Origin of the sequence: Streptomyces sp. NPDC052101 (genome assembly GCF_040680235.1) — a bacterium.
Taxonomy (GTDB): Bacteria; Actinomycetota; Actinomycetes; order Streptomycetales; family Streptomycetaceae; genus Streptomyces.
On sequence record NZ_JBFAWH010000045.1, the window covers coordinates 15065 to 35148 of the forward strand.

The following is a 20084-nucleotide window of genomic DNA, read 5'->3' on the forward strand; positions in this document are numbered from 1 at the left end:
TTGAGTCCCGCGGCAACGGGGCACACCGCCCGATTCGCCCGCCCGCACCCCCCGCGCAGCGGGCCTGCATCCGTTGTGCCCAGCTCCCCGGCGGGTAATCCGGCGGGCCCGGCCTGCCCGCACCCGACCGCCCGGCCTCGCGCCATTCGGGTCATCCGGGCCCGTCACGGTGCCCGCCACCGCACCCCCGCGAAAACCGGGACGCCACTGTCCGCGCGGCGCCGTACACTGGGCGGAGCGAAAAGCGTGGATGGGGACGAGTAGCGGCGTACGCAGCCCAGAGCGACCCGGGGACGGTGTGAGCCCGGGGGCCGGCGCGACGTGAAGATCACCCCGGAGCCGCCGGAAGAAAGCCACAGCCACACGGCCGGGGCGAGTAGAACCGGCTTCGCGACCCCAATGAGGGGGCTCACCGGCGTGTACGGCACGGCGGAGGGCCAAGGAGGGTGGTACCGCGGGAGCGCGCCGCACACGGCGCAGGCAGAACAGCAGGCTCTCGTCCCTCCGACGGAAGGCAGCAAGTCCGTTGGAGGATGCTCGCAGATGACAGCGCCGACGTACCGCCAGGTGCCCGCACAGGTCGACCTGCCCGCTCTTGAGCACGCAGTGCTCGACTTCTGGCGTGAGCAGAAGATCTTCGCCAAGAGCCTGGAGCAGTCCGAGGGCCGCCCGGAATGGGTGTTCTACGAGGGCCCGCCCACCGCGAACGGCATGCCCGGCGCCCACCACATCGAGGCGCGTGTCTTCAAGGACGTCTTCCCCCGCTTCCGCACCATGCGCGGCTACCACGTGGCCCGCAAGGCCGGCTGGGACTGCCACGGCCTCCCGGTCGAGCTGGCGGTCGAGAAGGAGCTGGGCTTCTCCGGCAAGCAGGACATCGAGGCGTACGGCATCGCCGAGTTCAACGCCAAGTGCCGTGAGTCGGTGACCCGGCACACCGACGCCTTCGCCGAGCTGACGACCCGCATGGGCTACTGGGTCGACCTGGAAGACGCCTACCGCACCATGGACCCCGAGTACGTGGAGTCGGTGTGGTGGTCGCTGAAGGAGATCTTCACCAAGGGCCTGCTGGTCCAGGACCATCGTGTCGCCCCCTGGTGCCCGCGCTGCGGCACCGGCCTGTCCGACCACGAGCTGGCGCAGGGCTACGAGACGGTCGTCGACCCCTCCGTGTACGTCCGTTTCCCGCTCACCTCCGGTCCGCTCGCCGGCCAGGCCGCGCTCCTGGTGTGGACGACGACCCCCTGGACCCTGGTGTCCAACACGGCGGTCGCCGCGCACCCGGAGGTCACCTACGTCGTCGCGACCAACGGCGAGGAGAAGCTCGTCGTCGCCGAGCCGCTCGTCGCCAAGGCGCTCGGCGAGGGCTGGGAGACCACGGGCCAGTCCTTCACCGGTGCCGAAATGGAGCGCTGGACGTATCAACGTCCGTTCGAGCTGGTGGAGTTCCCGGCTCCGGCGCACTTCCTGGTCAACGCCGACTACGTCACCACCGAGGACGGAACGGGTCTGGTGCACCAGTCCCCCGCCTTCGGTGAGGACGACCTCAAGGTCTGCCGTTCCTACGGCCTGCCGGTCGTGAACCCGGTCCGCCCGGACGGCACCTTCGAGGAGGACGTCCCGCTGGTCGGCGGCGTCTTCTTCAAGAAGGCGGACGAAAAGCTCACCGAGGACCTGAAGCAGCGCGGCCTCCTCTTCAGGCACCTGCCCTACGAGCACAGTTACCCGCACTGCTGGCGCTGTCACACCGCGCTGATCTACTACGCCCAGCCGTCCTGGTACATCCGCACGACGGCGATCAAGGACCGCCTCGTCGAGGAGAACGAGAAGACCAACTGGTTCCCCGAGACGGTCAAGCACGGCCGCTACGGCGACTGGCTGAACAACAACATCGACTGGGCCCTGTCCCGCAACCGCTACTGGGGCACCCCACTGCCGATCTGGCGCTGCGAGGACAACCACCTCACCTGCGTGGGCTCCCGCGCGGAACTCACCGAGCTGTCCGGCACCGACCAGTCGGAGCTGGACCCGCACCGCCCGTACATCGACGCGGTCACCTTCGCCTGCCGTCACGACGGCTGCGGGAAGACGGCCACGCGCGTGCCGGAGGTCATCGACGCCTGGTACGACTCCGGCTCGATGCCGTTCGCGCAGTGGGGCTACCCGTACAAGAACAAGGAACTGTTCGAGTCCCGCTACCCGGCGCAGTTCATCTCCGAGGCCATCGACCAGACCCGCGGCTGGTTCTACACCCTGATGGCCGTCGGCACCCTGGTCTTCGACAAGTCGTCGTACGAGAACGTGGTCTGCCTGGGCCACATCCTCGCCGAGGACGGCCGCAAGATGTCCAAGCACCTGGGCAACATCCTGCAGCCGATCCCGCTGATGGACGCCAACGGCGCCGACGCGGTGCGCTGGTTCATGGCGGCCGGCGGTTCCCCCTGGGCGGCCCGCCGCGTAGGCCACGGCACCATCCAGGAAGTCGTCCGCAAGACCCTGCTGACGTACTGGAACACCGTCGCCTTCCAGGCCCTGTACGCCCGCACCTCGGAGTGGGCGCCCAGTGCCGCCGACCCGGCCCCGGCCGAGCGTCCGCTGATCGACCGCTGGCTGCTGTCCGAGCTGAACGCCCTGACCGACCAGGTGACCCAGGCCCTGGAGGCCTACGACACCCAGCGCGCCGGCAAGCTGCTCTCCGCGTTCGTCGACGACCTGTCCAACTGGTACGTCCGCCGCTCGCGGCGCCGCTTCTGGCAGGGCGACAAGCCCGCCCTGCGCACTCTGCACGAGGTGCTGGAGACCGTCACCAAGCTCATGGCCCCCATCACCCCGTTCATCACCGAGCGGGTGTGGCAGGACCTGATCGTGCCGGTGACCCCGGGCGCCCCGGACTCCGTCCACCTGGCCGCCTGGCCCGAGGCCGACCTGTCCGCGATCGACCCGGACCTGTCCAGGCAGATGGTCCTGGTGCGCCGGCTGGTGGAGCTGGGCCGTGCCACCCGCGCGGAGTCCGGCGTCAAGACCCGCCAGCCGCTCTCCCGCGCGCTGATCGCCGCGACCGGATTCGAGACCCTGGACCCGGAGCTGCACACCCAGATCACCGAGGAGCTGAACGTCTCCTCGCTGGCCTCGCTGTCCGAGGTGGGCGGGTCGCTGGTGGACACCACCGCCAAGGCCAACTTCCGTGCGCTGGGCAAGCGGTTCGGCAAGCGGGTCCAGGACGTGGCCAAGGCCGTCGCGGGCGCCGACGCGGCCGCGCTGTCGCTGGCGCTGCGTGAGGGCACGGCCTCCGTGGACGTCGACGGCGAGACGGTCGCCCTCGCCCCGGACGAGGTGATCATCACCGAGACCCCGCGCGAGGGCTGGTCGGTGGCCTCCGACTCCGGCGCCACCGTCGCCCTGGACCTGGAGATCACCGAGGAACTGCGCCAGGCCGGCCTGGCCCGCGATGCGATCCGGCTCATCCAGGAGGCGCGCAAGAACAGCGGCCTGGATGTCGCCGACCGGATCGCCCTGCGCTGGGCCTCGACCGAGCCCGCGGTGGTCGCCGCGCTGGCCGAGCACAGCGAGCTGATCGCCGACGAGGTTCTGGCCACCGACTTCGGGCAGGACGAGGCGGACGACAGCTTCGGCGAGCCGTTCACCGATGAGGGGCTGTCCCTCACGTTCCGGCTGCGCAAGGCGTAGGCGCCGAGCGGTTCGAGAAGGGCCCGGTCTCCAGTGGGGAGGCCGGGCCCTTCTTCACAGGTCCGTCTTCACAGGTCCGTCTTCACACGTCCGCAACGCGCGTAAAAAGGGCGGGACCCCGGATCGTGGAATCCGGGGTCCCGCCCTGAACGCTGCCGACGCCTAAGGCGTACTACTCACCGTGCCCGGTGCTCAGTTGTCGTCCTCGTCGATCAGGAACCCACGCATCGGCGAGGGAGCCTGGCCCATCGGGGACGGACCCTGCGGGCGGACCGGGGCCATGGGCTGCGTCATGGCCGGGGTCATCTGCTGCTGACCGCCGTAGGACGGGGCGGACGGACCGGGGTTGCCGCCCATCGTCTGGTTGCCGCCGTAGGACGGGGCGCTCGCGCCGGCCGGAGCCATGGAAGGCGCCGGGGACGGCGGCAGAGACGCGGTGGCCGGGGTACGCGGCGGGGCCAGCGAGTCGTCGGCCTGGGTCTCCAGCTGACGCAGCTGGGACTCGAGGTACGACTTCAGGCGCGTGCGGTACTCGCGCTCGAAGCCGCGCAGGTCCTCGACCTTGCGCTCCAGCGTGGCGCGGGCGGACTCCAGGGAGCCCATCGCGACGCGGTGCTTCTCCTGCGCGTCCCGCTCCAGGGCGTCGGCCTTGGCACGGGCGTCACGCTCCAGACCCTCGGCGCGGCTGCGGGCCTCGCCGACGATCTTGTTGGCCTCGGAGCGGGCCTCGGCGATCGCCTGGTCGGCGGTCTGCTGGGCCAGCGAGAGGACTCGGGCGGCGCTGTCGCCACCGGGGCCCTGACCGGGCATGCCGGGTCCGCCCATGGGGCCACCCATGCCCATCTGCTGCTGCATGGGCGGCTGTCCGCCCATCGGGCCCTGCCCCATCGGACCCTGGCCCATCGGGCCCTGCCCCATCGGGCCCTGACCCATCGGACCCTGGCCCATCGGACCGGGACCCTGCGGGCCGCCCTGACCGCCGGGACCGGCGGGCAGCTGCGGGGCGCCGCTCGGCAGCTGGGGCGGGCCACCCATGGGGCCACCCATCTGCTGCTGCGGCGGGCCCGATATGCCGGCGGGCACCGGAGCGCCGGGACCTCGCATCCCCTGCTGAGGCATGCCCTGCTGCTGCGGATGCTGCTGCTGGTCCTGCTCCGGCGGACCCTTGCGCATGTTCTGCTGGTTCTGCGCGGCCGCACGGGTCGCCGCGGCCAGCTTGGCGCGCAGGTCCTCGTTCTCGCGGAGCAGACGGGTCAGTTCGGCTTCGACCTCGTCGAGGAAGGCATCGACCTCGTCCTCGTCATAGCCTTCTCGGAGGCGGACGGTCGTGAACTGCTTGTTCCGCACGTCCTCGGGGGTCAACGGCATCTCTTCACCTCAGCGTAGTCATCGGCAGTCGGCAAGACCGTATCGTCCACCCTCATCACACGAAGCTCCCCGTGATGGAAAGGAGGATGTAGACGATGATCATCAGTACGAAGAAGGACAGGTCGAGCGCCACGCCCCCGAGACGCAGCGGCGGGATGAACCGCCGCAGAAGCTTCAGCGGTGGATCGGTGACAGTGTAGGTGGCCTCGAGTACGACCACCATCGCCTTGCCGGGTTGCCACGAGCGGGCGAACTGGAACACATAATCCATGACCAGCCGGAAGATGAGCACGGCGAGGAACACCAGTAGCGCGGTGTGGACCACCAGTGCGAACACGCTCATGGCCTGCGCTTCCCTCTCCCCTGTTCCGTGCTCTTCCGTACTTCGATCCGGTTGTGCGTCTCAGCTCTGGTTGAAGAACCCGCCCTCTGCGATGCGGGCCTTGTCCTCCGCCGTGACATCGACGTTAGCAGGAGACAACAGGAACACCTTCTGCGTCACCCGCTCGATGCTGCCGTGTAGACCAAACACCAAACCAGCCGCAAAGTCGACAAGTCGCTTCGCGTCTGTGTCATCCATCTCAGTCAGATTCATGATCACCGGGGTGCCCTCACGGAAGTGTTCCCCGATGGTACGGGCCTCGTTGTAGGTCCGAGGGTGAAGCGTGGTGATCCGGTAAGGCTCTCGTTCCGACACGACCTTGGGCATGATCACCGGTGCGTTCTTCTCCAGGGACTGGCGTTCTTGTGTGATGGATGCCACGGGCGCGATGCGCGCCGGACGTCCGGATTCCGCGGCGAGCGAAGTCGAACGGGCCACCGGCTCGCGCGGCGCGGGCGGTTGCACGATTCGCACCTCTTCGTCCCTTTGGGACTGATGTGCACTGTGCGATTGGTGTGAAGATTCATGCCGTCGATGGTCCCGCTCGGGCTCCGGATCCAACTCGGGCTCGAAGTCGTCATCAGGGTCGAATCCGCGGCCGTCGTACCCATCGTCCTCCACGAGGCCGAGGTAGACCGCCATCTTGCGCATCGCGCCGGCCATGCTCCGAGTCCTCCGCTCTGTGGTGGATCGACTGACTACTGCCAAGTGCCCGCGATCCACTGGGTCGTTGTGCCCGCAATCACGGACATTGACCATATTTTCTGCTGTGGTCCGACTTCTTGGCGACGTTACCCGAGCTTGGGGCGGACTCCGAGTACCGCAGTGCCGACGCGCACATGTGTCGCCCCGGCTGCCACGGCCTGTTCGAGGTCCGCACTCATCCCTGCCGACACCATGGTTGCAGTCGGATGAGTTCGGCGCAGGTCAGTCGACAAATCCATGAGACGCTCGAACGCCGTCTGTTCGCGTCCCGCGTACTCCCCGGTCAGCGGTGCGACGGTCATCAGCCCGTCGAGCCGCAGCCCCGGCGCCTCGCCGACGAGGTCGGCCAACTCTTCGATTCCGCCCGGTGCCACGCCTCCGCGCTCGCCCCGGCCGCTCGCCCCCGCGTCCAGCGCCACCTGGATCAGGCAGCCGACCTCGCGCTCAGCCCGTAGCGCCTCCTTGGACAGCGCGGTGACGAGCCGGTCGCGGTCGACGGACTGCACGACATCGGCATAACCGACTACGGAACGGACCTTGTTGGTCTGCAACTGACCGACGAAGTGCCATGTCAGTGGCAGATCCGCGCACGCGGCGGCCTTGGGGGCCGCGTCCTGGTCGCGGTTCTCGGCGACATGCCGCACACCGAGTTCCGACAGGATCCGCACATCGCTCGCCGGATAGGTCTTGGTGACCACGATCAGGGTCACCTCCTCCCGCTTGCGCCCCGCCGCCACACACGCGGCGGTGATGCGCTCCTCCACATTCGCCAGGTTTATGGCGAGTTCGGTCTTACGGTCCGTCATGCCCCATCAGTCCAGCCATACATAGCCCGCGAGCCGCCCGGTGGCGCGGTCGCGGCGGTACGAGAAGTGGTCGCCCGACTCCAGCGTGCACACCGGCGACTGCGCCCGGTCGCACACCCCGAGCCGGTCGAGCTGCGCGTGCACCCCGGCGCTCACATCGACCGCCGGCGTACCCCAGCTCGTTTCAGCGTGCGCCGCCGGCTCGACGACGGCCACCTCGGCGCGCATCGGCTCCGGCACCTCGTAGCACCGTCCGCACACGGACGGTCCGGTCCGGGCGACGATCCGGTCCGGCTCGGCACCGAGTTCGACCATGGCCCGTACGGCGGCGGGGACGACGCCCTTGACCATGCCGGGCCGGCCCGCGTGCGCCGCCGCGGCGATCCCGGCGACGGGATCGGCCAGCAGCACCGGCACGCAGTCGGCGGTGAGGACGGCGAGGGCGAGTCCGCGGCGGGCGGTGACCATGGCGTCGACCTCCGGTACGGGTCGCTCGCCCCATGGCTCGTCCACCACGGCCACGTCGGCGCCGTGCACCTGGTTCATCCAGACGACCCGGCCCGGGTCGATGCCGAGCGCTGTGGCGGCGACGTCCCGGTTGGCCCGTACGGCCTCCGGGGCGTCGCCGACCGCGCCGCCGAGGTTGAGCTCCTCATACGGAGCGGCGCTCACCCCGCCCCACCGGTCGGTGAAGGCGAAATGCGCGCCGCTCACGCTCTCGCGCTGTCCTATCACTTCAGGAAGTCCGGCACGTCCAGCTCCTCGGCCGTGCTGTCCGAGTAGGTCCGGGGCGCCGGCGGCACCGGCGGGGCGACCGGGATCTCGGCGACCGGCTCGGGCGCCTGCTCCGGCTCCTCCTTCGGCTTGACGCTGCCCAGCGAACCGAAGGAGGGACGGCTGGGCTCGCTCGGCCGGGCCGGAGCGGGCTCCTCGCGGCGGGCGGGGGCCGAAGTCGAGGCCGAGCCGAGGACGTTGTCCCGGCGGGCGGGCGGCTGGCCGCCGTCGAAGCCGGCCGCGATCACGGTGACCCGTACCTCGTCGCCGAGGGCGTCGTCGATGACCGCGCCGAAGATGATGTTGGCCTCGGGGTGGGCGGCCTCGCTGACCAGCTGGGCGGCCTCGTTGATCTCGAACAGACCGAGGTCGGAGCCGCCGGAGATGGAGAGGAGGACGCCGCGGGCGCCGTCGATGGACGCCTCCAGCAGCGGCGAGGAGATCGCCATCTCGGCCGCGGCCACCGCGCGGTCGTCGCCGCGGGCCGAGCCGATGCCCATGAGGGCCGAACCGGCCTCGGACATGACCGACTTCACGTCGGCGAAGTCGAGGTTGATCAGGCCGGGCGTGGTGATGAGGTCGGTGATGCCCTGGACACCGGAGAGCAGGACCTGGTCGGCGGACTTGAAGGCGTCCAGGACCGAGACCTGGCGGTCCGAGATGGACAGCAGCCGGTCGTTGGGGATGACGATGAGGGTGTCGACCTCTTCACGCAGCTCGGCGATGCCGTCCTCGGCCTGGTTGGCGCGGCGCCGTCCCTCGAAGGTGAACGGGCGGGTGACCACGCCGATGGTGAGGGCGCCGAGCGAGCGCGCGATGTTGGCCACCACGGGTGCGCCGCCGGTGCCGGTGCCGCCGCCCTCACCGGCCGTCACGAAGACCATGTCGGCCCCCTTGAGGACCTCCTCGATCTCCTCGCGGTGGTCCTCGGCGGCCTTGCGGCCGACGGCCGGGTTGGCCCCGGCGCCGAGTCCGCGGGTGAGTTCACGGCCGACGTCGAGCTTGACGTCGGCGTCGCTCATCAACAGCGCCTGTGCGTCGGTGTTGATGGCGATGAACTCGACACCCTTGAGACCGACCTCGATCATCCGGTTGATGGCATTGACACCACCGCCGCCGACACCGATGACCTTGATGACTGCGAGGTAGTTCTGCGGTGCTGCCACGTCGAAGGCCTCTCGCCTCGAATTACGTTGTCGCCGCCGTGCGGTGTCCCGCGCCGGGACGACGGATGCCGAATGGGACGGTCCGTAACGCCGACCCGAACCCTAACCCTGAAGTTTAGGGTTACCAGTGTGTGTGTTCCCTGAAGTCTTCTGAACAGGACACTAAGTCGACAAGTGGCGCACGTTCAACGAACACGCCGAACCTCCCGTTTTTCTTTTCACCCTATGTGATCAGCCGTAGCAGTGCCCAACCAGGGTGCTGGCCTGCGCTGATGTGCGTCAACTCCCCGATGACGCGGGGGCGGTGGGAACGCTGACGTCGAAGTGCCGCGCGCCGGGAGCTGCTTTCATGAGAGCCGTGAGGGTCCGTGCCTTGGCCCGGCCGTTCTCGCTGCTGCCCCACGCCACCGTCCGGCCGTCGGCCAACTGCAGCGAGATGTTGTCGTAGGAACGGACTTGGACGGTCCGGGTGTCCCTGGCCACGGCGGCCGGCAGGGCGCCGGCGACCCCGACCGCCTCGCGCACCAGCCGGTCCGTGCCGAAGCGCCGGAAGCTGGCAGTGCGGGAAGCGGACAATTCCAGCGTCGGAACGGCTTTCGGCGCCTGCGAAACCGTAGCGAATCGGACACCTTCGTCATCGACTTCGACGAAGTTCCCGTCATTTTGGACAAGCAGAACCGGAGTCCGCTCAGTCACTTTCAGCCCGATTCCCTGGGGCCAGGCCCGGACCACATCAACAGTGTCAATTCGGGGCAATTTCCGGCGCAGTCGGGCTTCGATGGCGCCGGTGTCGACGGAAATCATCGGCGCCCCGACCGGCACGGCCGCCGCCTCCCGCACCTCGTCGGGGGTCAGGACATCCGTGCCGGACACCGAGACGTTCCGGACCCGCAGCCACGCGGAGCCGTACAACACCCAGGAACCACCGGCCCCGAGGAGCAGGGCGAGCACAGCCAGAATGACGATCATACGAAGGCGCCGTCGCCTGAGCCTGCGGGCGGGCGGCGGGCCGGACGACTTCTGCTGGCGTTCACCGCGCTGGGCGGTCGTCGGTCCGGCCACGCTCACTGCCCTTTCGTCATACGGTCCTAACGGCGCGAGGCGATCGCCTCGTACACCATGCCGACGAGCAGCTCGTCGGCGTCCCGGCGGCCGAACTCGCTTGCCGAGCGGGACATCTCGTACAGCCGGTGCGGGTCGGCGAGCACGGGCAGCACGTTCTGCTGCACCCACTCGGGCGTCAGTTCCGCGTCGTCGACGAGGAGTCCGCCGCCGGCCTTGACCACCGGCTGGGCGTTCAGTCGCTGTTCGCCGTTGCCGATCGGCAGCGGGACGTAGGCGGCCGGGAGCCCGACGGCGGAGAGTTCGGCGACGGTCATCGCGCCCGCGCGGCAGAGCATCATGTCGGCCGCGGCGTACGCGAGGTCCATCCGGTCCAGGTAACTTACCGGGACATAGGGGGGCATCCCCGGCATCTGCTGCACCTGCGGCAGTTCGTTCTTCGGGCCGACCGCGTGCAGGATCTGGATGCCGGCCTGCTGCAGCCACGGGGCGACCTGCTGGGTCACCTCGTTCAGCCTCCGCGCGCCCTGGGAGCCGCCGGAGACGAGCAGCGTGGGCAGGTTCGGGTCGAGGCCGAAGCGGTGGCGCCCCTCGGGGCGGGAGGCGGCCCGGTCCAGGGTGGCGATGGAGCGGCGCAGCGGGATGCCGATGTAGCGGGCGTCGCGCAGCTTGCTGTCCGGCGTGGAGACGGCGACCCGGGCCGCGTACCGCGAGCCGATCTTGTTGGCCAGGCCCGGGCGGGCGTTGGCCTCGTGGATCACGATCGGCACACCGAGCCGCTTGGCGGCGAGATAGCCGGGCAGGGCGACATAGCCGCCGAAGCCGACGACGCAGTCCGCCTTCGTGCGCTCCAGGATCTGCTCGGCGGCCTTGATGGTGCCGCGCAGCCGGCCCGGGACGGTGATCAGCTCAGGGGTCGGCTTGCGGGGCAGCGGCACCGCCGGGATCAGCGCCAGCTCATACCCGCGCTCTGGGACGAGCCGGGTCTCCAGGCCGCGCTCCGTGCCAAGGGCCGTGATCCCCACGGTCGGGTCCTGCCTGCGCAGGGCGTCCGCGAGGGCGAGCGCGGGCTCGATGTGGCCGGCGGTCCCCCCACCGGCGAGTACGACATGCACCGAAATTCACCGCTCTCCGGACGAACGCGCCTTCGGGGCACGCCGTCGCATCGTGTTCCATCTCCGAGGCTTCCGGCCGGAGCCGGGGCCTCCCGCCCGCTTTCTACCAAAGCGAGGATGCCGCATCGCAAGCGCTGCCCGCGCAGCGGGCTCGTCGCGAGCGAAGGCGATCAGCAGCCCGATGGCGAACATGGTCGGCAGCAGGGCGGACCCTCCGTAGGAGAACAGCGGGAGGGGGACACCGGCGATCGGCAGCAGACCGAGCACCGCACCGATGTTGATCACCGCCTGCGCCATGATCCAGGTGGTCACACCTCCCGCGGCATACCTCACGAAGGGGTCCTCCGTGCGTCCGGCCACGCGGATACCCGCATAGCCTAGAGCCGCGAACAGGGCGAGCACCGACAGCGTCCCCGCCAGACCCAGTTCCTCACCGGTGACCGCGAAGATGAAGTCGGTGTGGGCTTCCGGCAGTTGGCCCCATTTTTCCACACTCGCGCCGAGACCGGATCCGAAGAGTCCGCCGGAGGCGAGCGCGTAGATCCCGTGCACGGCCTGCCAGCAGTCGGCGACGCCCGTCTTGGGCTCGGTGGCGCCGATGCAGGAGAGCCGCGCCATCCGGTTGGGGCTGGTCTTGATGGCGACGAAGGCGAGCAGCGCGGCGATCTGCAGCACCATGGCGAACAGCCTGGTCGGCGCCCCCGCGAGCCACAGCAGGCCGAACAGGACCGCCGTGAGGATGATCGTCGTACCCATGTCGCCGCCGAGCATGATCAGCCCGAGCAGCAGGAAGGTGACCGGCACCAGCGGCACCAGCATGTGCTTCCACTCGGTCAGCAGCTTCTTCTCCTGCTTGCGGGCGATCAGGTCCGCGCCCCACAGCACCAGGGCCAGCTTGCCGAACTCGCTCGGCTGGATCTGGAAGGAGCCGCCGAGGGCGATCCAGTTCTGGTTGCCGTTGACCGTCTTCCCTATCCCCGGCACCTGCACCAGGACCATCAGGAAGACGGCACCGGCCAGCATCGGGTAGGCCAGCGCCCGGTGCAGCTTCACCGGCATGCGGGAGGCCACGAACAGCAGTACGCCCCCGATCACGGCCGCCAGCAGCTGCTTGCGGAAGAAGTACGACCCCGGCAGCGACATCTGCAGCGCGGTGACCTGGGAGGCCGAGTAGACCATGACCAGGCCCAGCACGGTGATCAGCACGCTGCCGCCGAGGATCAGGTAGTAGGCGGTCAGCGGACGGTCCCAGGCCTTCCGCGCGCGCGAGTACAGCCGTTGTACGGGGCTGTCGCGGCGGGGCCCGGGGACCGCGGGACGCCGGGACGACCCCTGCACGGGCGGCCGACCGGTACGACTACTGGGCATCGGCGCCTCCGCTGAACGTCGACCGTCCCACGCGTCCCTCCCAAGATCCGCCCGGCGGGCGGCCGGGGTCAGGCTTCGAGTTCGCGGACCGCCGCCGCGAACGCGTCACCGCGCTGGTTGTAGTTGGTGAACATGTCCATGGAGGCGCAGGCCGGGGCCAGCAGCACCGTGTCACCGGGCCGCGCGAGCCGCTTCGCTTCCTTCACCGCCTGGAGCATCGCCCCAGTGTCGGTCCGGTCGAGGTCGACGACGGGTACTTCCGGGGCGTGTCGCGCGAGGGCCTCGCGGATCAGGGCGCGATCGGCGCCGATGAGGACGGCACCGCGAAGTCGCTTTGCCGACTTGGCGACCAGTTCGTCGAAGGTCGCACCCTTCGCCAGACCACCCGCAATCCATACAATCGACTCATATGATGCCAACGAGGCTTCGGCGGCATGCGTGTTGGTGGCCTTGGAGTCGTCCACGTACGCCACCGCGTCGATGTCGGCGACGTGCGCGATGCGGTGGGCGTCCGGCCTGAAGGCCCTCAGGCCCTCGCGTACGGCCGTGGCGGACACCCCGAAGGCGCGCGCGAGGGCCGCCGCGGCAAGGGCGTTGGCGATGTTGTGCGGAGCCGGCGGGTTGACGTCGGAGACCTCGGCCAGCTCCTGCGCGTTCTTCTGCCGGTTGTCCACGAAGGCGCGGTCGACCAGGATGCCGTCCACGACACCGAGTTGGGAGGGCGCGGGGGTGCCGAGGGTGAACCCGATGGCCCGGCAGCCCTCCTCGACGTCGGCCTCGCGCACCAGCTCCTCGGTGAGCTTGTCGGCCACGTTGTAGACGCAGGCGACCCGATTGCCTTCGTAGACACGGCCCTTGTCGGCGGCGTAGGCCTCCATGGAGCCGTGCCAGTCGAGGTGGTCCGGGGCGAGGTTGAGGACGGCCGCCGAGTGGGCGCGCAGCGAGGGCGCCCAGTGCAGCTGGTAGCTGGACAGCTCGACCGCGAGGACGTCGTACCGCTCCTCGCCGAGGACCACGTCCAGCAGCGAGACGCCGATGTTGCCGACGGCGGCCGTGCGCAGGCCCGCGGCCCTCAGGATCGAGGCCAGCATCTGCACGGTCGTGGTCTTGCCGTTGGTGCCCGTGACGGCCAGCCAGGGAGCCGCGTCGGGGCCGCGCAGGCGCCAGGCCAGCTCGACATCGCCCCAGACGGGCACGCCCGCTTCGGCCGCCGCCGTGAAGAGCGGCTTGTCGGGCTTCCAGCCGGGCGCGGTGACGATCAGCTCGGTGCCCTCCGGCAGGGTCGCACCGTCGCCGAGGCGCACGGTGATCCCGAGCGCCTCCAGCTCCGCGGCCTGCTCACGCGCGCGTGCGTCGTCGCCGTCGTTGACGACCGTGACGATCGCCCCGCGCGCGTGCAGCACCTTGGCCGCCGGGACGCCGGAGACACCGAGCCCGGCGACGGTGACGTGCTTGCCCTGGAAGTCGTAGAGCTCCGAGGTGGAGGTCACTTTTCCGCTGCCCATCCTGCATAGAAGAGGCCAAGTCCGACAATCACACAGATTCCCTGAATGATCCAGAATCGGACCACCACCAGGACTTCGGACCAGCCCTTGAGTTCGAAGTGGTGCTGGAGTGGCGCCATCCGGAAGACGCGCTTGCCGGTGAGCCGGAACGAGCCGACCTGGATGACGACCGACATGGTGATGAGGACGAACAGACCGCCCATGATGGCCACCAGCAGCTCCGTGCGGGAGAGGATGGCCAGACCGGTGAGGACACCGCCGAGGGCGAGCGAGCCGGTGTCACCCATGAAGATCTTCGCCGGCGAGGTGTTCCACCACAGGAAGCCCAGGCAGGCACCCATCAGCGCGGAGGCGACCACCGCGAGGTCGAGCGGATCGCGCACCTCGTAGCAGGCGGCCGGGTTCGTCAGGGTCTGCGCGTTGGCGCAGGACTCCTGGAACTGCCAGACGCCGATGAACGTGTAGGCGCCGAAGACGAGCACGGAGGCGCCGGTGGCGAGGCCGTCCAGACCGTCGGTCAGGTTCACGCCGTTCGACATCGCGAGGATCATGAACAGCGCCCAGACGACGAACAGCACCGGGCCGATCGTCCAGCCGAAGTCAGTGATGAACGACAGCTTGGTGGAGGCCGGGGTGTTGCCGCGCGCGTCCGCGAACATCAGCGACAGCACCGCGAAGGAGATGCCGACGATCAGCTGCCCGGCCATCTTCGCCTTGGCCCGCAGGCCCAGCGAACGCCGCTTGACGATCTTGATGTAGTCGTCGAGGAAGCCGACCAGGCCCATGCCGAACATCAGGCCGAGGACCAGGATGCCGGAGTAGGTGGGCGGGTAACCGGTGATGAGCTTGCTCAGGAAGTACGCGGCGATCGTCGCCAGGATGAAGGCGATGCCGCCCATGGTCGGCGTACCGCGCTTGCTGGCGTGCTCGCGCGGGCCGTCGTCACGAATGTACTGGCCGTAGCCCTTGCGGGCCAGGAGCTTGATCAGCAGCGGGGTGCCGATCAAGGTCAGGAAGAGGCCAATGACTCCCGAGAACAGGATCTGCTTCATCATCGGGCGGCAACCTCGCCCTCGGCACCGGTCTCGACGAGCGCCTGGGCAACGCCCTCCAGACCCACCGAACGGGACGCCTTCACGAGGACGACGTCCCCCGGGCGCAACTCGCTGCGCAACAGGTCGATCGCCGCCTGTGCGTCGGACACGTGCACCGACTCCTCACCCCACGAACCCTCGTTATATGCGCCCAGTTGCAGCCAGGAGGCCTCAATCCCCCCGACGGCGACGAGCTTGCTGACGTTGAGCCGGACGGCGAGCCGTCCGACGGCGTCGTGCTCGGCGAGCGCCTCGTCCCCCAGCTCGGCCATCTTGCCGAGCACCGCCCACGTGCGGCGCCCCTTGCCCATGGCCGCGAGCGCCCGAAGGGCGGCCCGCATGGACTCGGGGTTGGCGTTGTAGGCGTCGTTGACGATGGTCACGCCGTCCGGGCGCTCGGTGACCTCCATACGCCAGCGGGAGAGGGTGCCCGCCTCGGAGAGCGCGGTGGCGATCTCTTCCGCGGACATGCCCAGCTCATGAGCGACGGCGGCCGCGGCGAGCGCGTTCGACACGTGGTGCTCACCGTACAGGCGCATGGTCACATCGCTTGCACCGGAGGGTGTGTGAAGTCTGAAGTACGGCTGTCCACTGTCCGTGAGTCGCACGTTCTCGGCGCGTACGTCCGCTTCGGCCGACTCTCCGAAAAGGACCACCTTCGCCTTGGTACGCGGGGCCATGGCCCTCACCAGCGGGTCGTCGGCGTTGAGGATCGCCGCGCCGTCCTCCGGCAGGCCTTCGACGATCTCGCCCTTGGCCTCGGCGATCTGCTCCCGGCCGCCGAACTCGCCGATGTGGGCGGTGCCGACGTTGAGGACCAGGCCGATCTTCGGCGGGGTGAGGTCGGCGAGGTAGCGGATGTGCCCGATACCGCGGGCGCCCATCTCCAGCACGAGGAAGCGGGTCTCCTCGGTGGCGGACAGCGCGGTCAGCGGCAGCCCGATCTCGTTGTTGAGCGATCCGGGCGTGAACACCGTCGGCGCCTTGCGCTGCAGGACCTGCGCGATGAGGTCCTTGGTGCTGGTCTTGCCGGCCGAGCCGGTCAGGGCGACGAGGGTCGCGCCGAGCCGGCGTACGACGTGCCGGGCGAGGGCGCCGAGGGCGGTCTGCACGTCCTCGACGACGATCGCGGGTACACCGACCGGGCGTGAGGCCAGTACGGCGACCGCTCCCGCCTCGACGACCCGCGCCGCGAAGTCGTGGCCGTCCACGCGCTCGCCGACGAAGGCGGCGAACAGGCTGCCGGGCACCACCTCGCGGGAGTCCCGGACGACCGGGCCGGTGACCTGGACGGACGGATCCGGTATGTCGTGCGTCTGCCCGCCGACGACTGCTGCGATCTCGGCGAGGGAGAGGGCGATCACAAGTTCATCCCCTGGGTCTTCTGGATTTTCATCCCTGGGTTTTCTGGATGGCTTCGCGGAGCACCTGGCGGTCGTCGAAGGGACGGATGACGCCGGCGATGTCCTGGCCCTGCTCGTGGCCCTTGCCCGCGACCAGCACGGTGTCGCCGGCCTGGGCCCGGCCCACGGCGGCGGTGATCGCCGCGGCCCGGTCCTCGAAGAGGAGCACCTCGCCACGCTCGTGCGCGGGCACGGAGGCGGCCCCCTGGAGCATGGTCGCGAGGATCGCGAGCGGGTCCTCGGAGCGGGGGTTGTCCGAGGTCAGTACGGCCGTGTCGGAGAGCCGGGCGACGGCGGCGCCCATCGGGACGCGCTTGGTCTGGTCGCGGTCGCCGCCGCAGCCGAGGACGACGTGCAGCCGGCCCTTGGTGACCTTGCGCAGCGCCTTGAGCACCGACTCGACCGCGTCGGTCTTGTGGGCGTAGTCGACGACCGCGAGGTACGGCTGGCCGGCGTCCACGCGCTCCAGGCGGCCGGGGACGCCCGGTACGGCGGCGATGCCGTCGGCGGCGGTCTGCGGGTCGAGACCGGCGGCAGCGAGGGCGACGACGGCGGCGAGGGTGTTCGCCACGTTGAACGGGCCGGCGATCGGGGACCTGGCGTGGATCCGCCGGCCCTCCGGGCCGACCACGGTGAACGTGGAGTCCATGGGGCCGACCTGGACGTCCTCGGCGCGCCAGTCGGCGTCGGGGTGGCCCTCGGCGGAGAAGGTGACGACCGGGACGGTGGCCTCCTGGGCGAGCCTCCGGCCGTACTCGTCGTCGAGGTTGACGACCCCGAGTCTGCTGCGTTCCGGCGTGAACAGCCGCGCCTTGGCCTGGAAGTAGTCCTCCATGCCGGAGTGGAACTCCATGTGCTCCGGGCTGAGGTTGTTGAACACGGCGATGTCGAAGACACAGCCGTCGACCCGGCCGAGGACCAGGGCGTGGCTGGAGACCTCCATGGCGACCGCCTCGACGCCGCGCTCGCGCATGACGGCGAACAGGGCCTGCAGGTCGGTGGCTTCGGGGGTGGTGCGCTCGGACTTGATGCGCTCGTCGCCGATGCGCATCTCGACCGTGCCGACGAGGCCGGTGGACTTCGCGGTCCTCAGCCCGCCCTCGATCAGATAGGCGGTGGTGGTCTTGCCGGAGGTGCCGGTGATGCCGATCTGCAGCAGGTCGCGGCCGGGGTGGCCGTAGATCGTCGCCGCGAGTGCGCCCATCCGCGCGCGCGGGTCGGCCACGACGAGGACCGGCAGTCCGGTCGCGGCGGCACGCTCGGCGCCGGTCGGGTCGGTGAGCACGGCGACCGCGCCGAGGCCGGCGGCCTGGGTGACGAAGTCGGCGCCGTGCAGACGGGCGCCCGGGAGGGCGGCGTACAGGTCGCCGGGGCGGACGGCGCGCGAGTCGTGGGTGATCCCGGTGATCTCGGCGGCGGCGTCAGGTACGGCGGCACCCAGCTGATCGGCCAGTTCCGCGAGGGGTGTGGCGGAGACCTGAACCGGTCGCGGCGGTCCCGGATATGTCACGGAAGCGCCCTTCTGGGTGGTTTGGGACTGATCAGCGTGTGGCACGGCGGTGAGCGTACCGGGCGCACCCGCTCCGGAGCGAAGTGAGGGGCGCCGGGCGCCTTGGTTCCCGGGTTCCGGGGTGATCGTTGTCACGGGCTCGTTCCTGGTGTTCCGGTGTGCTGATCAGGGCTTGTAGTCGACGGGCAGGTTGGCGGGCTGTGCCCCGGTCGGCGGGACCTGCAGGGTCTTCAGGGCGAACTCCATCACCTGCTTGTAGATGGGACCGCAGATCTGGCCGCCGTAGTAGCTGCCGGAGGTGGCGTTCTGGATGGCGCAGTAGACGGTGATCCGGGGGCTGTCGGCGGGGGCGAAGCCGGCGAACGACGAGGTGTAGCCGCGGTACTTGCCGGTGGCCGGATCCACGCGGTTGGCCGTGCCGGTCTTGCCGGCGACGTTGTAGCCGGGGATGCGGGCCTTGATGCCGGTGCCCTGCTCGTCGTCTACGACGGACTCCAGCATCTCGGCGAGCGTCCTGGCGGTCCTGTCGCTGACCACCCGCGTCTCATTGGGCTTCGGCGCGGGGGTGAAGCGCCCGTCGGGGCCCTTGGTGCCGCGCACCAGGGTCGGCTCGATCCGGACCCCGCCGTTGGCGATCGTCGAGTACACGGAGGCGGCCTGCACGGCGTTGATGGAGAAGCCCTGGCCGAAAGGGATCGTGTACTGCTGCGATGTGGACCACTTCTGGTACGGCGCGAGGATGCCGGGGGTCTCGCCGGGGAAGCCGAGTCCGGTGGAGCTGCCGATGCCGAACTTGCGCAGGTAGGAGTAGAGGACCCGGTTCGCCTCGGACTGCGTCCTGCCCAGCTGGCCGGTGGCCAGGATGGTCCCGATGTTGCTGGACTTGGCGAGCACGCCGTTCAGGGTGAGGTACCAGGTGTCGTGGTCGACGTCGTCCTGGAAGAGCCGGTCGCCGCGGTGCAGCCGGTTGGGTACGACGACGTGGGTGAGCGGGGTGGCGGCGTTCTCCTGGAGCACGGCCGCCATGGACATCAACTTGGCCGTGGAGCCGGGCTCGTAGGCGTCCTGGAGGGCCGCGTTGCCCATCGCGTCCGCGTCCGCCTTGGACAGGTTGTTCGGGTCGAAGCCGGGCGCGTTGGCCATGGCCAGGATCTGGCCGCTGCGGGTGTCCTGGACGACGACGTACCCGCGGTCCGCGTTGGATCTCTGGACCTGCTCGGTGATGGCCTTCTGCGCGGCCCACTGGATGTCGCGGTCGATGGTCAGCTCGACGTCGGAGCCGGGTACGGCGGGAGTCTCGTTGGACCCGACCGTGGGCACCTCACGCCCACCGGACTGGGCATAGCGGATCTTGCCGTCCTTGCCCGCCAGCTGCTTCTCCAGCTCCTGCTCGATACCGCCGCCGCCCCGGCCGTCGGCGTTGACCCAGCCCAGTGTCCCGGCCGCGAGGTCGCCGTTGGGGTACACGCGCTGGCTGCTGGGGTCGGCGAAGACGCCGGCCAGCACGTTGGCGGTGTTGTTGTCCGTCTCCGCCTTCTTGGCGAGCGCGTTCCTCAGGTCCTTGATCTGCTTCCAGACCTGCGGGGTCTGCCGATTGGCGAGCCGGGTGTACCGGGAGTTCTTGTTCTTGGGCCGCAGCTTGTTCACGAGCGTGGCCTGGTCCTGCCCGAGGATCGGCGAGAGGAGCGCGGCGGCCTGCTCGGGTCCGTCGTCGATCTTCAGCTGCTGCCGGCTGAACATCGTCGGGTCGGCCGTGATGTCGTACGCGTCCTCGCTGACGGCGAGGGCGACGCCGTTGCGGTCGGTGATCCCGCCGCGGTCGGCGGCCAGCGTGTGCACGACATACCGGTTCTGCTCGGCCCGCGCGGCGTACGCGCTGGCGTCGACGGCCTGCACCTGCAGCAGCCGTACGACGAATACGAGCAGCACCAGGGTCAGTGCGAGGCTGACCATGCGCAGCCGGGGCCGCGCGCTGCCGAGCCGGAGGGGGCGCTGGGCCGGCGGTCGCGCGCCGCTCGGCCGCCGCGCCGGACGCGCACCGGGGCCGGGCTGCCGCCGCACGGCACTCCCGGGCCGGGCCGGCTTCGCCGGCCCGGGCACACGACGGCGCGGCGCTTCCCTGTCGGACACTTCCCTCAC

Annotated in this window: 15 protein-coding genes; 1 reads left to right on the forward strand and 14 read right to left on the reverse strand. The window is 69.9% G+C overall.

From position 1 onward, the window contains the following. Nucleotides 1–543 precede the first annotated feature (543 nt). Entirely contained in the window at nucleotides 544–3687 is a 3144-nt protein-coding gene (ileS, locus tag AB0L75_RS39450) for an isoleucine--tRNA ligase (RefSeq protein WP_365191045.1), read from the forward strand. A gap of 192 nt (nucleotides 3688–3879) precedes the next feature. Here ileS and AB0L75_RS39455 read toward each other — a convergent pair whose 3' ends face one another. The 14 genes from AB0L75_RS39455 to AB0L75_RS39520 form a co-directional block, all read right to left on the reverse strand. After that, nucleotides 3880–5055: a DivIVA domain-containing protein gene (locus AB0L75_RS39455; protein WP_365191046.1), complete on the reverse strand. Its 1176-nt coding sequence runs from the start codon at nucleotides 5053–5055 to the stop codon at nucleotides 3880–3882. A 55-nt stretch (nucleotides 5056–5110) separates the two neighbouring features. Next, a complete protein-coding gene (locus AB0L75_RS39460; protein ID WP_189947558.1) occupies nucleotides 5111–5398 on the reverse strand; it encodes a YggT family protein in 288 nt (95 codons plus the stop codon). Nucleotides 5399–5458: 60 nt separating this feature from the next. Continuing rightward, entirely contained in the window at nucleotides 5459–6100 is a 642-nt protein-coding gene (gene sepF / locus AB0L75_RS39465; RefSeq protein WP_023551436.1) for a cell division protein SepF, read from the reverse strand. Nucleotides 6101–6228: 128 nt separating this feature from the next. After that, a complete protein-coding gene (locus AB0L75_RS39470; protein WP_365191047.1) occupies nucleotides 6229–6948 on the reverse strand; it encodes a YggS family pyridoxal phosphate-dependent enzyme in 720 nt (239 codons plus the stop codon). Between the two features lie 6 nt (nucleotides 6949–6954). Further along, nucleotides 6955–7683: a peptidoglycan editing factor PgeF gene (gene pgeF / locus AB0L75_RS39475; RefSeq protein WP_365191048.1), complete on the reverse strand. Its 729-nt coding sequence runs from the start codon at nucleotides 7681–7683 to the stop codon at nucleotides 6955–6957. Further along, complete coding sequence (ftsZ, locus tag AB0L75_RS39480; protein WP_365191050.1) at nucleotides 7680–8888, reverse strand: cell division protein FtsZ; 1209 nt, start codon at nucleotides 8886–8888, stop codon at nucleotides 7680–7682. Before ftsZ ends, pgeF begins: the two co-directional genes overlap by 4 nt. A gap of 279 nt (nucleotides 8889–9167) precedes the next feature. Then, a complete protein-coding gene (locus AB0L75_RS39485; RefSeq protein ID WP_365191051.1) occupies nucleotides 9168–9950 on the reverse strand; it encodes an FtsQ-type POTRA domain-containing protein in 783 nt (260 codons plus the stop codon). Nucleotides 9951–9976: 26 nt separating this feature from the next. Beyond that, complete coding sequence (gene murG, locus AB0L75_RS39490) at nucleotides 9977–11065, reverse strand: undecaprenyldiphospho-muramoylpentapeptide beta-N-acetylglucosaminyltransferase (protein WP_365191053.1); 1089 nt, start codon at nucleotides 11063–11065, stop codon at nucleotides 9977–9979. Nucleotides 11066–11071: 6 nt separating this feature from the next. Then, nucleotides 11072–12433 (reverse strand): putative lipid II flippase FtsW, encoded by a 1362-nt coding sequence (ftsW, locus tag AB0L75_RS39495; RefSeq protein ID WP_365191054.1) that lies wholly within the window; start codon nucleotides 12431–12433, stop codon nucleotides 11072–11074. Nucleotides 12434–12501: 68 nt separating this feature from the next. Further along, nucleotides 12502–13938, reverse strand: coding sequence for a UDP-N-acetylmuramoyl-L-alanine--D-glutamate ligase (gene murD / locus AB0L75_RS39500; protein WP_365191055.1), 1437 nt, complete (start codon nucleotides 13936–13938; stop codon nucleotides 12502–12504). Continuing rightward, nucleotides 13920–14993, reverse strand: a complete 1074-nt coding sequence (gene mraY, locus AB0L75_RS39505; protein WP_365191056.1) for a phospho-N-acetylmuramoyl-pentapeptide-transferase — start codon at nucleotides 14991–14993, stop codon at nucleotides 13920–13922. The genes murD and mraY overlap by 19 nt, the downstream gene beginning before the upstream one ends. Continuing rightward, on the reverse strand, nucleotides 14990–16396 hold the full coding sequence (gene murF / locus AB0L75_RS39510; RefSeq protein WP_365191058.1) for a UDP-N-acetylmuramoyl-tripeptide--D-alanyl-D-alanine ligase: 1407 nt from the start codon (nucleotides 16394–16396) through the stop codon (nucleotides 14990–14992). The genes mraY and murF overlap by 4 nt, the downstream gene beginning before the upstream one ends. Nucleotides 16397–16424: 28 nt before the next feature. Then, nucleotides 16425–17945, reverse strand: a complete 1521-nt coding sequence (locus tag AB0L75_RS39515) for a UDP-N-acetylmuramoyl-L-alanyl-D-glutamate--2,6-diaminopimelate ligase (RefSeq protein ID WP_365191059.1) — start codon at nucleotides 17943–17945, stop codon at nucleotides 16425–16427. A gap of 165 nt (nucleotides 17946–18110) precedes the next feature. Continuing rightward, nucleotides 18111–20075 (reverse strand): penicillin-binding protein 2, encoded by a 1965-nt coding sequence (locus tag AB0L75_RS39520; protein WP_365191061.1) that lies wholly within the window; start codon nucleotides 20073–20075, stop codon nucleotides 18111–18113. Between the last annotated feature and the right edge of the window lie 9 nt (nucleotides 20076–20084).

What these genes read in the sequence shown, in the direction of transcription:
- mraY (WP_365191056.1), bottom strand. Translation starts at nt 14,993, where the DNA reads ATGATGAAGCAGATCCTGTTCTCGGGAGTCATTGGCCTCTTCCTGACC.
- AB0L75_RS39455 (WP_365191046.1), bottom strand. Translation starts at nt 5,055, where the DNA reads ATGCCGTTGACCCCCGAGGACGTGCGGAACAAGCAGTTCACGACCGTC.
- AB0L75_RS39470 (WP_365191047.1), bottom strand. Translation starts at nt 6,948, where the DNA reads ATGACGGACCGTAAGACCGAACTCGCCATAAACCTGGCGAATGTGGAG.
- murD (WP_365191055.1), bottom strand. Translation starts at nt 13,938, where the DNA reads ATGGGCAGCGGAAAAGTGACCTCCACCTCGGAGCTCTACGACTTCCAG.
- ftsW (WP_365191054.1), bottom strand. Translation starts at nt 12,433, where the DNA reads ATGCCCAGTAGTCGTACCGGTCGGCCGCCCGTGCAGGGGTCGTCCCGG.
- ileS (WP_365191045.1), top strand. Translation starts at nt 544, where the DNA reads ATGACAGCGCCGACGTACCGCCAGGTGCCCGCACAGGTCGACCTGCCC.
- sepF (WP_023551436.1), bottom strand. Translation starts at nt 6,100, where the DNA reads ATGGCCGGCGCGATGCGCAAGATGGCGGTCTACCTCGGCCTCGTGGAG.
- AB0L75_RS39460 (WP_189947558.1), bottom strand. Translation starts at nt 5,398, where the DNA reads ATGAGCGTGTTCGCACTGGTGGTCCACACCGCGCTACTGGTGTTCCTC.